This is a genomic window from Novipirellula sp. (genome assembly GCF_041583735.1).
In the GTDB taxonomy this organism is placed as follows: Bacteria; Planctomycetota; Planctomycetia; order Pirellulales; family Pirellulaceae; genus Novipirellula.
The window spans coordinates 1-17564 of sequence record NZ_JBFHFD010000105.1; the positions used below are offsets into that span (position 1 = coordinate 1).

Below are 17564 nucleotides of genomic sequence, written 5' to 3' on the forward strand. Positions count from 1 at the left end.
GTGATGCAGACTGATGTTTTGTAATCTTTCTGTCGCACCAATGTTTCTGTCGTCAATTGCGGCCTGGACAGACCGAGTAGTCTTTGGTTCGTGATCCCAGACGCTGAGAATAAACGAGTAGGGAAGGTTCCGAGTGAAGCTGCCAAGTTCCAACGACACACGACGTGCGGTGACTCTGCGGTTGAGTCGACAGAAAAATTGGCGCGACAGAAACATTTCGTGATGCAGGCTGGGCTTTTCAATCTTTCTGTCGCAGCAATGTTTCTGTCGTCAATTGCGGCCTGGACAGACCGAGTAATCGTAGTTTCGTGAACCCGGACGCTGAGAATACGAGTGGGGAAGGTTCCGAGTGAAACTGCCAAGTTCCAACGACACTCGACCTGCGATGCCTCTGCGTTTGAGTAGACAGAAAGATTGGTGCGACAGAAAAATTTTTGCGATGCAGACTGATGTTTTAATCTTTCTGTCGCACCAATGTTTCTGTCGTTAGGTCGGCCTGGTCAGCCCGAGTGATCTTAGTTTCGTGAATCCCGACGCTGAGAATAAACGAGTAGGGAAGGTTCCGAGTGAAGCTGGCAAGTTCCAACGACACTCGACCTGCGGTGACTCTGTGGTTGAGTTGACAGAAAGATTGGTGCGACAGAAAAATTTCGCGATGCAGGCTGGGCGTTTTTAATCTTTTTGTCGCACTATTCTTTCTGTCGTCAATTCCCGCCAGGACAGACGGAGCAATCGAGGAATCGCATGCATTGATGACGAGAGTTCGCGAATGGAGAAGGTGCCGAGTATCGCATCCGACTTGCCGCGATCGTCGGCTTGGGATGGGGATACGATTGGGTAGACAGAAAAATTTTTGCGATGCAGACTGATGTTTTAATCGATCTGTCGCACTGCGATAGCTAAAGACTGGCGGACACCGGATGTTCAGCTTAGACGGGGAGATTGTTTCCGTCCTGAGCTTAAAACTCTGCTGGCGTTGGATCGCATTCACGTTTTATGCGGTCCTACCATCGGCGTGGCCGCGTCATTGTCCGGGTATTCGACGCGGTTCGCCAATTTACAAGCGATGATCTTCAACTTGCGTTTTGCAAAACGAGACGGCCGCCCCTTGAGTGAACAACTAGGAAATGAGCTCATGACGGACGGGTGAGGAGGTGGTTGCGGAACCGAGATTCCTGTTCGCGGCTATGTTCTGTCTTAACCCGAAAATAGCAAGCCCCGTCGTCGTTACCATAAGAATGTTGCAAAAGACTATTGCTTATCGATTGACAAACGAGTGCACCCATAAGAGGAGACGTGTTGTTCGTAAGCTGGATCCCATATTGCAACCGATCTCGCTTGGGGCGAGTTTTGTGAGGGTAAGCAGCGGAGGAGACTGTTCTCATACAGTCTTACTGTGTAGACTTTAGCTTCCATGCGGGCGGTTTTGGTAATTTGCCAGTGCGACAGGTTGTAAACAGCGAATCGGTTTTTGGACTTCAGTGGAATGCTGCATGATGTTTTACTCGGATTCGGATCAAAACCAGCGGAAGAGTCGCCGAACTGCTGCTCGTGTGAAATCACTTGCATGTGGTGGACTCGCTTTCTGTCTCATAATGACGCTGTCTTCTTGGGGGTATTCGCAAACCCATTTCGGTGAGGATGAGGTGCAGTTGAGGCAGCGGGTTCGTGCGATGCTGCTGGATCAGCAATACGCGGAATTGGAGCATTTGATCTCCGATGTACGTAAACATCAATCTCGTAGCGTCACGGGATCATCCTACTTGGAGGTGATTTACGATGAGCTCGGCTCGCCGATGAACAATGCCAATGATCGCCGGTCTGCGATCCATGATCGCAAGCAAATTTTGGGGGCATGGAATCGATCAAAGCCATCGATGGCTGCCCATATAGCGCTCGCGTATTGTTTTCAGAAGGAGGCTCGTGATGCGCGGGGCGGCGGACTTGCTGGAACGGTATCAGGCGACGCGGTCGATATTATCGAGCGCGCGATATCGCAGGCCGAAGAGGCGCTGCGCAGAGCCGCAGCAATGGCAGAAGATGACGGAGTCAGTGATCCTTGCATTCCTGCGATGCAGATGCGATTGGGGCTTTATGCGGGTTACGATCGGAATCGAATGCAACGATATTTGGATAAATCGCTCGACATCGATCCATGGTTTACTCGGCCGATCGATTCTATGGCGCTTTACTTGCTGCCGCGATGGCATGGCAGACCCGGTGATTTAATTGATTTTGCCGATGAATGTGCGGCCGCGACCAAGTCGCAGATCGGTGAAACGGCTTATGCAATTGTTGCACTGAATGCTTTTGATTACAAAGATGAATCGGGCTTTCATCCCGACGGCCAATTTCACTGGCCACGTGTCCGTCAGGGGTTAATCGATTGGTTGCAGCAGAACCCTGATTCTCCGACCCGATTGGCTGCCGCCGCTCACTTGGCACATATTGCCGGAGATCGGCTTATGGCTCGTGATATGATCGAACGACTTGAAGGTCGTTGGCCAACATCCGTTTGGCCGAAGGAGGTTGACTATCAACGCACTATGCGTTGGGCTTTTGACGACGGTCAGCCAACGAAGTCGCTGAGAGTAATCGAATTTGGCCCCACCCGAGTTCAGAAAATAGGTGTCGTCAATCAAGGAGAGGATTTCATCGCACCGACCTTTCCCTATCGAATACCTGTCTATCAGATCGAAACGGGAAAACGTAGCCGGGAAATTCCATTCTGGCCGGACAGTATCGAATGCGTGGCCACTCATGCGGTCTCCGGTACAATCGATTTGGTTGTGCATTCCAAGCGACAACATGTGCTGAAGCGTGCGAATATCAATAATGCTGATTTTGAAACGGTAGGCGTCGCCAGTGCGTCGGTTTACCACGTGGCAACATCAAGTGATGGTAAGGGAATTGCGACCTCCGATACCGAAGGCAATTTGAAGTATTGGCAAATCGAAGACAGTCCACTTCCTTACGAGTGGACAAATGCGTTGACGGACGGGGCTGCCGGGATTGCCTTTGCGCCTGATGGCAAACGGTTGCTCGCTGGGTCAGGAAGAACCCTTAAGGTTTGGGACACGCAGTCTCGAGAACTGTTGCTTCAGTGGGATGCCCATCCACAGCATCTCTTTGACTTGGCTTGGTCGCCTGATGGACAGACGATCGCTTCAGCCGGAGTGGGTCCGGACATCACTTTGTGGAATGCCAATGACGGGAGCGAGCAAGCACGTACCACGGTGAATGCAGAAAGCATCGCATCGCTCGCGTTTTCGCCGGATAGTAAGTTATTAATCGCGGGAACCTTTTCGTTAGCGGCGGTTCCTAATCCAGGCCAGGTTTTGGTGTACGACATCGTCAAAGCCAAGCTGATTGAGTCACTTTCGGGGCATCGGATGAATGTCTTGAAAGTGGTGGTCACACCGGATGGAAAACAAATTTTGTCGGCGAGTGATGATGGTAGCGCTCGCGTCTGGCGCATGCCCACACAATGAAATTGCAACCTAACGCTACTGAGCGAGTTTGCGGCGCTGCCGCCAGGTGTACTATGAATGTGAAGTATCGAATTAGTCTCGCCCTCTGCGGTGTTTTTGTTTGCCTGTGGGCGGAGCCGTTTGCACACGCCCAGCAGAATCCGCTGCCGGAACTGCGATTGCAGTACCGTACACAGGACCAATCGATCTTGTATGTCGTGGGGGATGGATCAAATGAAGCCAATTCTGCACGACAAGTGTGCAATGAGATCGGTATGTCATTTGACTCCATCCGCTCGCTTGGCACTCTCCCATTGGATTGTTCGCAACATCACGCGATTATTTTTGGGACCAACGCGATCGATTATTTTGGATCAGATAGTAGTGAGGAACGCAAGAACCAAGTCTTTGAGACACTTGAAAAGTTTGTTTCTAGCGGCGGTCATCTTTTCATGTTCGGTTCTTTTAATGGTCGGAATGCCGAACGCCTAAAGATCTTTGGTATCCATACTGGCTTTGTCCATAACGATTACTTCCGCCCGGTGCCCGGCCGCACGGAAGTGCTGTTCCGCGGGTCAGAGAATTTGATTCCTGCGCCAGCGAAAATTCGATCTTATGGAAACTTTGCGATTGACGAAGATCGAATTTCTGTGGTCATGCTCCGTCGTGGTACTGCGGGCGATTCGGGGGAAGAAGGGGCCGAACAGGATCCTGAGAGTCCTGTGTTGGCTACGCTTGTTTATGGACGAGGTCGCGTATCCTACAGTCCTACAGAGCCTTCCGCGAACGGATTGTGGTTGGTCCCGATTGCTGTCAATTGGATCGCGAGGGGGGCGCCTACAAATTTGGAACAGTTAGAGACAGAGGTGGTCGTATCAAAGTCGTTGTTGAGGAGTAAGAACAGCAACAGTTCGAAGTCATTTCCACAAGAAACGTTGCAGGCTATCGAAACAGAGCTAGTACAGCAATTTTCCGCAGAGCTGGCCAGTTTGGATTCATCTGATAGTGAGTTGCAATTTGCGACCGCTTTGAGGGAAGCTGCAAAGGTTGAAGAGAGCCTTGCAAAACGATTTGTCTTGACCAAGTTAGCTTGGCAGCACATGGCTGCGGGGGGGGATGTGATGACGGCGTCAACCATTCTTTCGGATGCGACGGACCGCTATTCGTTCGACCGCATTACGGCTCAGTTGGAACTGCTTCCGACGATTGAAAAGGTGTCCGCGGCTACTGCGGATCTGGCAACCCTCGAGCGGCTACTTCGCTGGGCGGACGACGCGGAGGTAGAGCACCGCTACATCGAAGCTGAACTGTTTACAGAGCTTGCGAAACGAATTGCAGATTTATCGGACGAGCCTAGTCTAAAGAAGGCGATCCACACACGCGTTGAATTTTTGAAACCGCTGGTTATCGCCCAAAAGGAGGTTTTAAGCGACATCGAACGTCCGCGGCAATCGGTGCTGGACGCGGACGCAAAATCACGACTCGGTCGTTTTTATGCGTTATCCTGCGGTGACTGGGAATTGGGGCTGCCACTTATAGCCGAGGGATCACACGAAGCTTTGCGGAAATGTGCTGAACTCGATCTCAAATCGCCTAGCACAGCCACTGCGCAAGTCGCACTGGCTGAACTTTGGAGTTCTGTCCTTGATGAAGCAAGTGAATTGCAGATATTGGCGACCAAAAAGCGATCGCGATACTGGTATCGCAAGGCACTACCCTATCTGGTCGGTGACGAAAATGCAAAGACCGAAGCGAAAATCGCAGATTTGCAGTTGCCTCGCATCGAGTGGACATTTCTGTTGCAGTTGGATGGATCCGGGCGGCTGGAAATTAGTCGTGAAGGCATTTCTTGGACCGATTTATATGGTGTCCCGGTAGACTTAATTCGCGTTAATTCACAACGCTGGTCCCTTGGGGACGCTGACGTGTTTCCTAATCGTGCCGCTGCGCAATTTGTACCCGAACGCACTGCGTTGGAGTATCCGCGAGTTCGCAGAGTGACGGGGCGAGGCTTGGTTGCGTTAGAACGCAACGCAGGCGGGCGAATCGTTGTTAATCTGAACGATGTGCCTGAGGGAGCTGACTTTTACGAATTTGTGATCGACGTGGTGCGATGATTCGCAGGTAGCGGATTCGCGATGGCGTGATTGTTCATGATGCTGACGCGGTTGACGAATTCACGAAGGATGAACGTCACAGTTGCTGTAATTTTGTGGAGTGAGGTGCAACACTTTGCGTTGGCTCTTTCGAATCACGAGATGCCGGTCACTTGGCGATAACGTCTCCCTGCTTCTCGCCGTTTTCGTCGGTGTTCGCGGCAACACGACGGCCGAAATCAGTAGGGCAAGCACTACACGTATGCGCAAAATGGCACCAGATCCATGTAGCTGCCCGCGTTCGAGTGGCGTAAAATGGGGATGAACCAATCCGATGTCGTCTATATCATCAAGCCCCAAAGACATCACGATTCAGCTCACGAGCGAGTCGATCGGTAAAAAGCCCGCTCGATTGCAAATCAATTGCCGCTGCCAGCGAACCCGCAATCTTCCGCCACAAAAGAATCAGACTCGACGTGATTCCCAATCCCTATGCACCTCCGGTCGAAGGCCATGCGAATCTCGACTTTACTCGGCGTGGGGTAACGTTAATCCCAACGCAATTGGCGGATCGCACACGGCGTATCGTCTTTCGTTTTGGATTATTTGAATTCGTTTGGCCTATCATCACCGCCTATTGGACCGAGTCGCTGACCATTGACTTGTTTGCGTTTTTCATAGCCAGCAATGGACTCGCGATTCGACGCTCATCATTCAAGCGTTTTCCTTGGACCGCTTTGTTGTGTTGCCTCTACCCGATCGTTTTCGTTGTGTCGCTTCAACAATACGATCCATCCCTCGTGGCGAATTGGATTCTCTCACGCAAGTCTCCGGTATTGGTACTGCAGCTTATTTCGTCCTGTTGGGCAATGTTCGCTATCGCAATGATCCTACGATGCTACACATCCCACTGGCGACCCAAAGTAGAGCTAACGGAAGGTTTCACTTCGCGTCCGGAATAGGATGCGTTGTTGGATTCATCGCGGCGATGGTCGAACTTGGTGACTTCAGCGGCGGCTACTTGAACACGCGACCGTGGCGTGGGAATTGATGGCGGCTGAGTGCCGCAAAATCGCCTTGCTCGTCAAAGAACATATGATGAGTAATGGTGAGCGTCTCTGACGCAATCTCAATTAAGTTGAAGGAGTTCTTTTCACGTTCACGGCCTCGGCCACGTCGCGATGTCGTCGTGCCGCACTGGACGATCACAATCCCTCGATCACGATGGTTCCCCGAATAGAAGTCGAGTGAGTTGCCGATGTAAGCACGATGCAGGTGACCGCCTAGGATCAGTTCGACGCCTTGATCGACGAACTGGTTGATCGCCCGTTTAGCCTTGGGCATCGCGTTGTCACGAAGGTTGTCCGGAGCGGGAGCAAAATGATGATGGGCCACCAAAATCTTACAAAGCTCCGGCGCAGCGGCCCCGAAGACACGTCCGGAATGTTCGAGCTGGGACGGTACAATACGACCATTGGAAATCGCCCGTCGAGGCGACGTTGAATCGAGCCCGACAATAACGGCCTCGTCCATCGTCAATACCGGGGCAAGATCGTCCGTGATGATTTCTCGATACAAACCAAGCGGATCGGTCAGCCGCTCTTTGACTCGGTACAATGGCACGTCGTGATTGCCTGGAATTACCAGCATCGGACATTTCGGTAGTTGGTCCAGAAATTCACGAGCGGCAACAAACTGTTCTCGTTTGGCTCGCTGAGTCAAATCGCCGCTGACGACGATGGCATCGGGATTTAACTTGGGGGCTAACTCAACCATCGCCTGGCCCACGCGAGGCAGGTAGGGCGGCCCGAAGTGGAGGTCGGAAATGTGCAGGATCTTCATGTCACTTGCTCAAGTTGTAATGGTCCTCGGGGGCTGATTGCGAAACGTCGTCGCAACTCGCTGTGAATTGCAATTGCGAGCATGTTTGGTCTCGTCTCGAGGTCGGTGCACAACTCATACCAACGTTGGAGCGGAAAATCACGAGGAAAATGCATCAACGCAGCGTCATCGTAGAAGACGAGCCCGTCGCCCGCCGAATTTTGATGGCAAATGGCATGATTGTTGCCCCGGTTGCCCTCGTTGGCCTGGTTGGCCTGTTCCAATCGGTTGATGATGACGGCGATAATCAATTGTCTCTGTTTAGGATCGACCGTTCCACGAGGGAGGATGGATGATGAAACGCGAAGACCAATACAAATCGTTGACCAAAAAGCTGGTGCAGCGGCGTTCGGAACTGCTGGAATTGCTCGATGGTGAGCTGTCGCAGCTCCACAACTCGGACGATGCGGTGGCAGGAGATCTTGCCGATGCCGCAGTGGAATTGGATTACGCTACGGTAAATTCAACATTGGCGGAAGCCGAAAGCGAAGAGTTGGCCGCGATCCAAGCGGCCTTGCTGCGTGTGAAAGAGGGGACATACGGGCGGTGCGTCGAATGTTCGAAAAACATCCCGCTTGATCGGTTACGCAATGTCCCCTTTGCCGACAAGTGCGTGCCATGTCAAGAAGCGAAGGAAGCGTTAGAGAATTCGATTCGCTTATCCAACAACTCCACCGGAAAGAGCCAGCGAGCGTCGCGCCCCACGTCGTCTCGTCGGTAGAGGTCACACTCGATGCATTGGCGTCTGTCCTTCGTCGTTGTCCTGCTGCTGATCGCCGTGATCGGATGGTTTGCATTCGGAGACAAGGTGTCGTTGGATCCGATTCTAGAGCAAGAGGACGAACTGCGTGGCTACGTTGAACATCACCCGTTTTGGTCTCCGCTGTCCGGCTTCGCTATTTATCTCGCCTTATCGTTGGTCCCCGGTACGACCGGCAAATCAATCATCTACGGTTGGTTGTTTGGATTTTGGATGGCTTTGGTAATCTCGAGCTCTGCATTAACGATCGCTGCTGTCATCAGCTTTCTTGTCGTGCGGTATTTGCTTCGAGAGATGGTAGAGGGAAAGTTGTCGAAGATCGTTCGAGCGATCGACCGAGCTGTGTCTCGAAACGGAGGCAGCTACCTGCTTTCGCTTCGACTGGTTCACGCACCCTATACGTTGGTCAATTATGCATCGGGAGCGACCGCGATTCCCGTCATCACGTTCGCTTGGACCACCTGGGTGGGAATGTTGCCAGGCACGATTGTGTTTGTGCTTGCCGGATCCCAATTGCCAACGTTGCGAACGATGGCCCACGAAGGCGTATGGAGCATTGTGGATTTGAAACTGCTGGCGTTGCTCTCGCTATTCGCATTGCTGCCGATCGCGACGCGGTGGGCGCTGCGAAGATTTCCACATGGGCAGCAAGACTTGGAAGACGACTCTCTCACTGAACGCTTGTGATTCCTAAGGCTTTTTTCGTTATGCCTCTTTTTCCGATTCCATCGCACGTTCAATTCGCCGCGATGGTTGCCGTTTCCGCACTACTGGTGGGAACCTGTGTCCGCCTCGTTGCCATTCGTGGACAGGCCCCCGAAATCGCTCAATCGCGGCTTCGTAGCCTGAAGAGCTGGTGGATCGTGACCCTGGTCGTGATCGCATCTGCGTTGCTGGGACGGCTAGCCATGGTTGCGGTCGTCGGCATGGTCAGTTGTTTGGCGCTGCGAGAATTCGTGGCTCTCCCGCTAGCGCCTGCGATGCCACTCTCGGTGACCCGATCGATGTATGGATTGATTGTGATCAGCTACGTCGCGGTCGCAATGCAGTGGGCATCGTTCTTCGTGATCGCGGTTCCATTGTTGTCGATTGCAATTCCCTCATTAGTGTTGATTGTCTCGGGCCAAGTAGACGCTTTCCTTCGTCACATCGGACGAATTACTTTTGTTGTCATGGTCACCACCTACGGGATTGGTCACATTGCTCTGTTGGTCACGTTGCCCGAATCGACAAACCCCCAGTCAGTAAATCCTGGGGCAGTGAATCCTGGGGCAGTAAATCCTGCGTCGGGACCCGCGGGATTGTTTCTGTTTTTGATTGCGGTTACCGAAATCAATGACATTGCCCAAGCCATGGTGGGACGCCGATTCGGACGCCGAAAACTGACCCCGGTATCACCCAAAAAAACTTGGGAGGGTTTTGGGGGCGGAATGGTTGTCACCTCGCTGATTGCGATGCTATTGGGTCACTGGTTAATCGCGATGACACCCTTGCAATCTTTCATTGCGGGAATACTGATGTCGATCGCAGGCCAAATCGGTGACTTGAATATGTCTGCGATGAAACGTGAGATCGGAGTCAAAGACAGTGGAAACCTTCTGCCTGGACAAGGCGGGATTCTCGACCGGATCGACAGTTTAACGTTCACCGCGCCGCTTTTCTTTTACTATTTCCAATGGATGACTCGATGAGTCCGACTGCAAACTCCGAAGTTGTTCCCGTTGTCTCGCCGCCGGATCGCTGGGCGACCTTGCCTAATGCGCTTTGCGTGATTCGGTTCTTTGGTTCGTGGGTGATGGTCGGACTTGCCGTCGCTGGGTTTCCACACTGGGTGGTGGGCATGTTTCTTTTTCTTGCAGCGACCGATTGGATGGACGGCAAAATAGCGGTCCTGCTCAACCAACGTTCCTCGATTGGTCCCAAAATTGACACCATTGCAGATGTGACGCTGTACGCATGTTTGCTGCTGTCGCTTGTCTATCTTCGCAGTGAAATGCTGCTCCAAGAATTCGTTTGGATTGGATTGGCGGTACTCAGTTACGTTGGATCGTGTGTCTTCGCTCTGAAGAAGTTTGGACGATTTCCGAGCTATCACACCCGCGCAGCAAAAACGTGCTGGTTCTTGATGATCGTCGGCGTAATCGCGTTGTTTCTCGAATGGTCGACCTGGCCGATACGGATCGCCATGATCGGTGTGATGCTAACGAACGTCGAAGCAATGATGATCACGGCGACATTAACCCAGCCTCAATCCGACGTTCGCTCACTGCGGCAAGCACGCCGGAAGTCGAATCGAGCTGCGTCGTAAGCGGAGTGTCCACCTCGCGAAAGTACAATCGCATCGATCGCGGACTAGGTAAGTGCGAACCTCGCTTCGCGAAGCAGCTATCGTTAATAATATTTGGGGGAAAATCTTGAGGGCTCGAAGTGCTGCGGAATCGTTACAGACGAAGGAAGCAATCGAAGTTGGGATGAGAAGCAACCAGAGTCGATTTGCGAATGTCCAATACGAAAACAGAAGCACGTTTTCGGTTTTTTTCAATTGCGTGTGGTGACTGCGGTCCCGCAGCGACGGGGTTAAGGGAGTGTCGCGGCGCCGCAATTTCGAACTGCGTTGTGGGCATCGTTAAAACTCTGCAAATGCTGTGTGATCATTGTCTCACTTTAGCGACATGGCGACGTCATCGATATCAAATTGCTGTCGTCACCGATAGCGACGCATGTGTCCCTAACATCCGCAGAGATGTGGTAAACCCTGCCATAAGCGCGTCGGCAAATCGTCGCGTTTTCGTTTGGCATCAAAATTCAATTAACCTTCACTGCGCAAAACAAACGCACCGCACAGGTGCGAACACTCGCAACACGCTTTGTATGTCACGCCATTACCCAAGACGTGCTTGACCTCATTGTCAAGGAACCTTGTGGCTTGCCAAGTGGATTTCATTAAGGCTTCGACGGGTTGCATGCGGGTACATCAGATCAGCTGCGTAATTTCCCACTCGCGATTCAGGGAATCCCCCATTTGCAACGACTGTCCCCCCGCTAGATTTCAATCCGAACACGACGCTGCTTGACGCAGTGCGTGACGAAAACTTTTTTGTGTTGAGTTACATCACAGTCGGCGATCAAGTCAACGACTGAACTTGCAAGCACAGGGATGGGAACAGGGTCATGTGTAATGTTTCAATTATCGGTGTTGGTCAGACACCGGTGGCCAAGCATGAGAATCAATCGATTCAATCACTGGCTCGAAACGCCTGCCGCGCGGCATTGTCCGATGCAGACGTGGATCATGTCGACGCGATCTACGTTGGCAACATGTTGTCGAGCGAAGTGACCGGCCAATCTCACCTCGGACCGCTCATTGCGTCTGAGCTTTCCAACGATGGTGTCGAGTGTTTGACGGTTAATGCCGCCTGCGGCAGCGGAGGGGCGGTGGTTCGTCAAGCCGTGATGGCGGTCGCGTCGGGGACCCATGAGGTGGTGCTTGCCGTGGGCGTCGAAAAGATGACCGGGATCGCACGTGAAACACTGACGCGGGCTTTGGCTGCCGCCGCGGACTATGAACGCGAAGTCACCAATGACGCCAGCTTCATCACGCTCAATGCACTACTGATGCAGCGTTACTTGTACGAATACAACGCGATGCGAATGGATTTTTCGGTCTTCGCCGAAGTCGCTCACCAAAATGCCGTGTTTAATCCCAACGCACGCTTACGCAGTGAATGTTCGAAAGAGCAATATTTGACGTCGCCCATGGTTGCCGATCCGATCGGATTGTATGACGCCAGCCCGATTGGCGATGGTGCAGCCGCCGTCGTGATTTGCAGTGATGAATTCGCCAAAAAGCGAGACCACGTGGTCAACGTGATTGGCAGCGCAAGTGCGACCGACACGCTCAGCGTCCAGCAGCGAAAAGATCCATTGTGGTTGCAAGCGGCCGAGGATTCCACGCGTGCAGCGATGGATCAAGCCGGTGTCTATCACGACGACATTGATCTATTAGAGCTGCATGACGCGTTCACGATCATCGCCGCACTCAGTCTCGAATCGAGTGGTTTTACCGCACGAGGAACGGCACCTCAATTCGCGCGCGAGCGTGGGATCGATCGCAACGGTGGATTACCAGTGGGCACGTTCGGAGGTTTAAAAGCACGCGGCCATCCCGTCGGTGCGAGTGGCGCTTATCAAGTCGTGGAAGCGGCTTTGCAATTACGCGGCCAGGCGGGGCCCAATCAAGTTCGCAATCCGTCGATTGCGATGACTCAGAGTATTGGTGGCAGCGGGGCGACGGTCGTCACGCACATTTTGCAACGATCGACTTGAACCACGGATGAAGTCGAGTGTTACGGCAAGGCTGCCGGCCGATTTTTAATTACATGGGATGCGTGTCATGAACACCCTTTATCTCGATCTAAATCCGACGACGGCAAAGCGTCCTCCGGTGGTCGATCGAAGCATTGGTTTCTGTCGTCACTGCGGTCGCTTAGCGGATGAACATGAACAAACCTGTTCGCGATGTGAACACGACTCCGTCGACGCGGTGTCACAGTTTGGTGAAGTCTACTCGTACACCACGATCCGTTCGTGCAAAACGCGATGTTCGGCCAAGACGAGCGGTAACAACGCGAGCGGTAACAACGCGAACGGTAACAACGCGAACGGTAACAACGCGAACGGCGGCAACGTGGAGTGGCAAGACGTCCAGTGGGTGTTGGCGTTGATCCAACTGTCCAACGGGGCATTGGTGACCGGCAAGATTGTTCCGCCTCGAGGTGATCTTCACGTCGGGTTGCGAGTCAAATTCGTTCCCGCCACGACGTCAGTGACTCACGCCGGCAACGCGTTGATTTTTTCACCCGTTGTTGAACAGCGAGAACTCGCATCATAAATCGTGTCCAATCCATTTTAGGGAGTTTCGAAAAGATGGCTGCATTATCTCTCGATCAAAACCAATCGTCGATTCTGGTTTCCACTCGTCTGCCGATTGAGGTCTGTGACGAGACTGGTTACGTGCTGGGACGAATTGTCCCCTACGATCACTCGCCACCTTCGATCGTTGACCTCAAAATCAGCAATGGCAAACCGACTACCAGGATAGCCTTCCCGTCAGCACGACTGCCCGAGGACCACTGGGTCCAGTGCTGGGATGAATGGTACCAGTCCCATGAGGAAGATGAAGAAGACGAAGAGCTGCCGCAAACCGACTAGGCATCGCGACAAGGCTTTGTTGTAAAAGGCTTGGCTCACCCAATGCACCCTAAATCATGATGAACGAATTCACTCCCAATCGCATGCTAAATACAGCTTCGTTGCTGCCGTTTCGGCAACGCAATGCGATGTTGGATTCGTTGTTCTATGACGTGGGTGCGTTGACGGCACAGGAACAGTCGGAATTGCAGACGCTGATTGATCGCGAGGGCAGCATTATCGTGGTGTCTCCTCGCGATCGCGGGCTGCCGATTCGACGCTATAAAAATGCATTACGTTTTATCAACAACGAAGGAGATCAGGTTCAAGCCATCGTCGCCGCGGGTGTCGGCAGCTCGGGACTTGGCACGGCTGCGCTCGCGAGAAATGTGGCGGACGCGACCGCAATGGACGTCGCAGGAATCGTCACAGGATACGGCCTCAGCGATGTGCTGACGGAATCACTAGGTGGTTGGTTCTTTTATGGATCCATCGATCGTTGGCGTCTGCAATGGGAGAAAATTGGCCAACAATGCTTTGATTTATTTCCCGAGGAAAATGCGAACGCCAAGGACAAAGGCGTCGAAACGCGTCGTGTTGCATTAACGGGATCGGACGAAACCGGCACCCTTTTGGACATTCTGATTTCACGCCCTCAGTCACTCAAGTTACTGGTGGGGCATAGCAAGGGCGCGCTGCTAATCGATTTTGTATTGGAGCATTTCTTGGACGAATTGGGGGACGGCAATCATGTCTATTTGGAACAACTACACGTCGTCACGCTTGGTGCCATCGTTGCATTGCCTCACCGGTTCCAGCATCACCATCAATTTATCGGCAGCAAAGACTGGTTCGGCGGCTTGAATTCGCGGCTCGACATCGACCATCACTCCGTGCCTGGTGCCTGGCACCATCTAAACCCAGCTTTCCCACAACATTTGGCGGTGGCAAACGTATTGCAAACCGTAACTATCTAGACCCTTTGATTTTACCCCCGAACGAGGAGCCTTTATGGCAACTGCAAGCGAACCCACCAGTAAACTATTCGAGCAGGCTTTTGACAGCTTTCGCAAAGCGATGCAGTCGGCTCTGCAGATGCAACAAGAGACCTATGGTCAATACGCCAAGATGTGGTCAGCTGGCTTCCCAGGTGCTGACGCCACTTGGAGCAACAATACGCATCGCGTGCAACAAGAATGGGCCAGCACCGTCACGGACTTGATGCAACGCCATCGCGAAATGCTCGATCAACAATACCGCGCCGGCATCAAATCGCTCGAGGAGGCGTTTCGTGTCGCGGAGTCAGAGAACCCCGAACAGCTTCGTGAACGTTGCGAGTCGCTCTGTCGCAATGCATTGGATTTGATGAAAGAGACATCCGAATCCCAAATGCAACAGTTTCAGGAAGCGATGAACAAATGGATTCAAGTATGCCAAACGAAGCCCTAATCGTCGCGGCAGTCCGGACTCCTATCGGGGCTCTCGGCGGCGTGCTTTCGACGGTCCCTGCGACCGAATTGGGGGCGACCTGTATCCGTGCATTGCTGCAGCGGAGTGGCGTGGCGGCAGATGAGCTTGACGAAGTGATCATGGGGAATGTCGTCAGTGGCGGAATCGGACAAAATCCGGCCCGGCAGTGCTCGATTTACGCGGGCGTGCCGGCGTCGGTCGGGGCCACCACGATCAATAAGGTTTGCGGATCGTCGCTGAAAGCGGTCATGCTTGCCGAGCAGGCGATTCGGCTTGGGGATTCCCACGTCGTCATCGCTGGCGGAACCGAAAGCATGAGTCTAGCCCCCTATTTGTTGACGCAAGCACGTCAAGGGTACCGGATCGGTCATGGCAAATTGATCGACTCGATGATTCAAGACGGGCTGTGGGACGTGTATGGGCAAGCCCATATGGGGTCTTACGGGGATCAATGTGCTGCAGAGTACCAATTCAGTAGGGAAGCGCAGGACGCGTATGCAATCCGTAGCTATCAACGGGCACGCCAAGCCACCAGCGAAGGAGTTTTTGACGAGGAAGTGGTTCCGGTTAGCGTTGCCCAGCGTAAAGGAACAAAAGAGATCAGCGATGACGAAGAACCGACACGGTTCAACGAAGATAAACTGCGAGGATTGCGACCTGCGTTTAGTGAACAGGGCACGGTGACGGCCGGAAACGCATCAAGTGTGAACGATGGCGCGGCCGCGTTGTTGGTGGTTTCGGATTCGCATTGTGCAAGCCTGCGGCTTCGACCCATCGCTCGCATCGTAGGTTCGGTCACGTTTAGTCGAGAACCCGAGTGGTTCACCATCGCACCGATCGGCGCTATCAATAAACTGATCGACAAAATCGGTTGGGCAATTGACGACGTCGATCTGTTCGAAATCAACGAAGCGTTTGCCAATGTCGCGATGGCCGCGGCACGTGACCTAAACGTTCCCGATGCGAAACTGAATATTTACGGTGGAGCGGTCGCACTGGGGCATCCGATCGGCGCCACCGGCGCACGAATCATGGTGACGCTGTTGACCGGATTGTCCCGCACCGGCGGAAAACGTGGTATCGCTTGCCTGTGTATCGGCGGTGGTGAAGCGGTCGCGATGGCCGTCGAACGCATCGAATAAGTCGCTTTGGCCCCCATTTAACCAACCAAGATCAACACGAGACCGCGAATATGTCTAGTCAACCCGGACCAAATCCCGCCACCAATCCGTTCGTTCAACCTTACGTCGAGATGTGGAGTCAATTTCTCGAACAGGCCAATGAAACGACGCGGCGAATGATGCAAAGCGACGATGGGCACTCCGATCCGAGACTTTGGCAACGGCGATGGATGCAGGCGACCAGCCAAAGTATCGATGCCTACCTTCGCAGCCCGTTCTTTTTGAACGCGATGAAACAAAATATGGATGCGATCATTGAAACCAAAATGAAGGTCAATGATCTGCAAAAGGAATTCACGCGAAACGCCAACATTCCAACCGCCAGCGATATCAGCGGGTTGTTTGAACGGGTTCGAGGAATGGATGAGATGATTCTGGCCCGACTGGGGGAAATCCAAGATCGCTTGGAAGGACTCGAGGCCGCTGTCGAAGCGAGCCAAAAGGGGGCATCGCCCGACAAACCTGCAAACTAAATCGCAAATGGGGGCATTCCGGGCGTTTCACTTTGGGCCCCGGTTCACAACAAAGTCTTTCTGAAACACGATAGGAACCACTCGATGTCGGCGGAGCTACAACAAGTCACTTACGAACCGTTTGAACAGCCCTGTTTATCACTGCAAGGCAAAAAGGCGCTGGTCACCGGTGGGTCGCGTGGGATCGGCAAAGCGATTGCTTTGACATTGGCCGCACAGGGGGCGGACGTCGCGTTGACCTATTACACGGGATGCAAGTTTGCGGAGGACGTCTGTGCTCAGATACGCGACATGGGGCGGCTGAGTGGATGTTATGCCCATGATATCGGGGACCGTGAAACCGTTCACGAATTGCGGCCTCATGTGATAGAGGATCTCGGGCAAGTCGATATTTTGATCAACAATGCGGGCATTGCCCGAGATCGCTCGTTCAAAAAAATGTCGATTGAAATGTGGGACGATGTGTTGGCGGTGAACTTGACGGGGGTCTTCCACATGGCGAAGCAATTCGTCGACGACATGGCCGATCGTGGTTGGGGACGGATCGTCAACATCAGTAGTGTGGTCGGAGAAGTCGGGAATTTTGGACAAGCCAATTACGCCGCGGCGAAGGCCGGGGTATTGGGGTTAACCAAGACGCTGGCTCGCGAATACGCTCGCAAAGGGGTTACCGTGAACGCGATTGCTCCCGGGTTTATCAAAACTCGGATGATGCAGGGGATTCCCGACAGCGCTTTGCAAGCCGTAATCAACCAAACGCCGATGGGGCGTTTGGGCGACCCGAGCGAGATTGCCGCTGGCGTCGCTTTCTTGTCCTCACCCGCTGCTGGATTTATCACCGGTCATGTGCTGGACATTAACGGCGGGATCAAAATGTAGGCCAATGCAACGCTAACACCGCTTCGGGTCCCCGCTTCATTCAACCTTCGACACTCACACTGGAACCGTGAACATGACACCTCTTTTGGATATGTTCTTTGATTACCAAAAAATGGCTTGGCAAGAAACGTTTCGGATGCAAGAGCGGATGCTGAACATGGCCA

15 protein-coding genes are annotated in these 17564 nt (G+C 53.0%); 14 read left to right on the forward strand and 1 reads right to left on the reverse strand.

Going from position 1 to position 17564, the window contains the following annotated elements:
- Positions 1-1595: 1595 nt before the first annotated feature.
- Positions 1596-3491 carry a WD40 repeat domain-containing protein gene (locus tag ABX962_RS10525; protein WP_372719142.1) on the forward strand — a complete coding sequence of 632 codons (1896 nt, stop codon included), beginning with the start codon at positions 1596-1598 and terminating at the stop codon, positions 3489-3491.
- Positions 3492-3745: 254 nt separating this feature from the next.
- Positions 3746-5587, forward strand: coding sequence for a hypothetical protein (locus ABX962_RS10530; RefSeq protein ID WP_372719143.1), 1842 nt, complete (start codon positions 3746-3748; stop codon positions 5585-5587).
- Positions 5588-6583: 996 nt separating this feature from the next.
- Here the strand turns inward: ABX962_RS10530 and ABX962_RS10535 are convergent.
- The gene (locus ABX962_RS10535) at positions 6584-7408 is read right to left on the reverse strand and encodes a metallophosphoesterase (RefSeq protein ID WP_372719145.1); all 825 of its coding nucleotides are present in this window, start codon (positions 7406-7408) and stop codon (positions 6584-6586) included.
- Positions 7409-7739: 331 nt separating this feature from the next.
- Between ABX962_RS10535 and ABX962_RS10540 the strand changes: the two genes are divergently transcribed.
- The 12 genes from ABX962_RS10540 (at position 7740) to ABX962_RS10595 (ending at position 17400) form a co-directional block, all read left to right on the forward strand.
- Complete coding sequence (locus ABX962_RS10540) at positions 7740-8168, forward strand: TraR/DksA family transcriptional regulator (protein WP_372719147.1); 429 nt, start codon at positions 7740-7742, stop codon at positions 8166-8168.
- Between the two features lie 12 nt (positions 8169-8180).
- Positions 8181-8894, forward strand: a complete 714-nt coding sequence (locus ABX962_RS10545; RefSeq protein ID WP_372719148.1) for a TVP38/TMEM64 family protein — start codon at positions 8181-8183, stop codon at positions 8892-8894.
- A gap of 20 nt (positions 8895-8914) precedes the next feature.
- A complete protein-coding gene (locus tag ABX962_RS10550; protein WP_372719150.1) occupies positions 8915-9898 on the forward strand; it encodes a phosphatidate cytidylyltransferase in 984 nt (327 codons plus the stop codon).
- On the forward strand, positions 9895-10515 hold the full coding sequence (locus tag ABX962_RS10555; RefSeq protein ID WP_372719152.1) for a CDP-alcohol phosphatidyltransferase family protein: 621 nt from the start codon (positions 9895-9897) through the stop codon (positions 10513-10515). The genes ABX962_RS10550 and ABX962_RS10555 overlap by 4 nt, the downstream gene beginning before the upstream one ends.
- Positions 10516-11378: 863 nt before the next feature.
- Entirely contained in the window at positions 11379-12533 is a 1155-nt protein-coding gene (locus tag ABX962_RS10560) for a hypothetical protein (RefSeq protein WP_372719154.1), read from the forward strand.
- A gap of 67 nt (positions 12534-12600) precedes the next feature.
- Complete coding sequence (locus ABX962_RS10565) at positions 12601-13098, forward strand: hypothetical protein (RefSeq protein WP_372719156.1); 498 nt, start codon at positions 12601-12603, stop codon at positions 13096-13098.
- A 35-nt stretch (positions 13099-13133) separates the two neighbouring features.
- Positions 13134-13418 carry a hypothetical protein gene (locus ABX962_RS10570; RefSeq protein ID WP_372719158.1) on the forward strand — a complete coding sequence of 95 codons (285 nt, stop codon included), beginning with the start codon at positions 13134-13136 and terminating at the stop codon, positions 13416-13418.
- A gap of 56 nt (positions 13419-13474) precedes the next feature.
- Positions 13475-14374 (forward strand): hypothetical protein, encoded by a 900-nt coding sequence (locus tag ABX962_RS10575; protein ID WP_372719160.1) that lies wholly within the window; start codon positions 13475-13477, stop codon positions 14372-14374.
- Between the two features lie 34 nt (positions 14375-14408).
- Positions 14409-14846 (forward strand): hypothetical protein, encoded by a 438-nt coding sequence (locus ABX962_RS10580; RefSeq protein ID WP_345681750.1) that lies wholly within the window; start codon positions 14409-14411, stop codon positions 14844-14846.
- Complete coding sequence (locus tag ABX962_RS10585; protein ID WP_372719162.1) at positions 14828-16009, forward strand: acetyl-CoA C-acyltransferase; 1182 nt, start codon at positions 14828-14830, stop codon at positions 16007-16009. The genes ABX962_RS10580 and ABX962_RS10585 overlap by 19 nt, the downstream gene beginning before the upstream one ends.
- 50 nt (positions 16010-16059) lie before the next feature.
- The gene (locus tag ABX962_RS10590; protein WP_372719164.1) at positions 16060-16521 is read left to right on the forward strand and encodes a hypothetical protein; all 462 of its coding nucleotides are present in this window, start codon (positions 16060-16062) and stop codon (positions 16519-16521) included.
- Positions 16522-16605: 84 nt separating this feature from the next.
- Positions 16606-17400, forward strand: a complete 795-nt coding sequence (locus ABX962_RS10595) for a beta-ketoacyl-ACP reductase (RefSeq protein WP_372719166.1) — start codon at positions 16606-16608, stop codon at positions 17398-17400.
- The last annotated feature ends 164 nt before the right edge of the window (positions 17401-17564 follow it).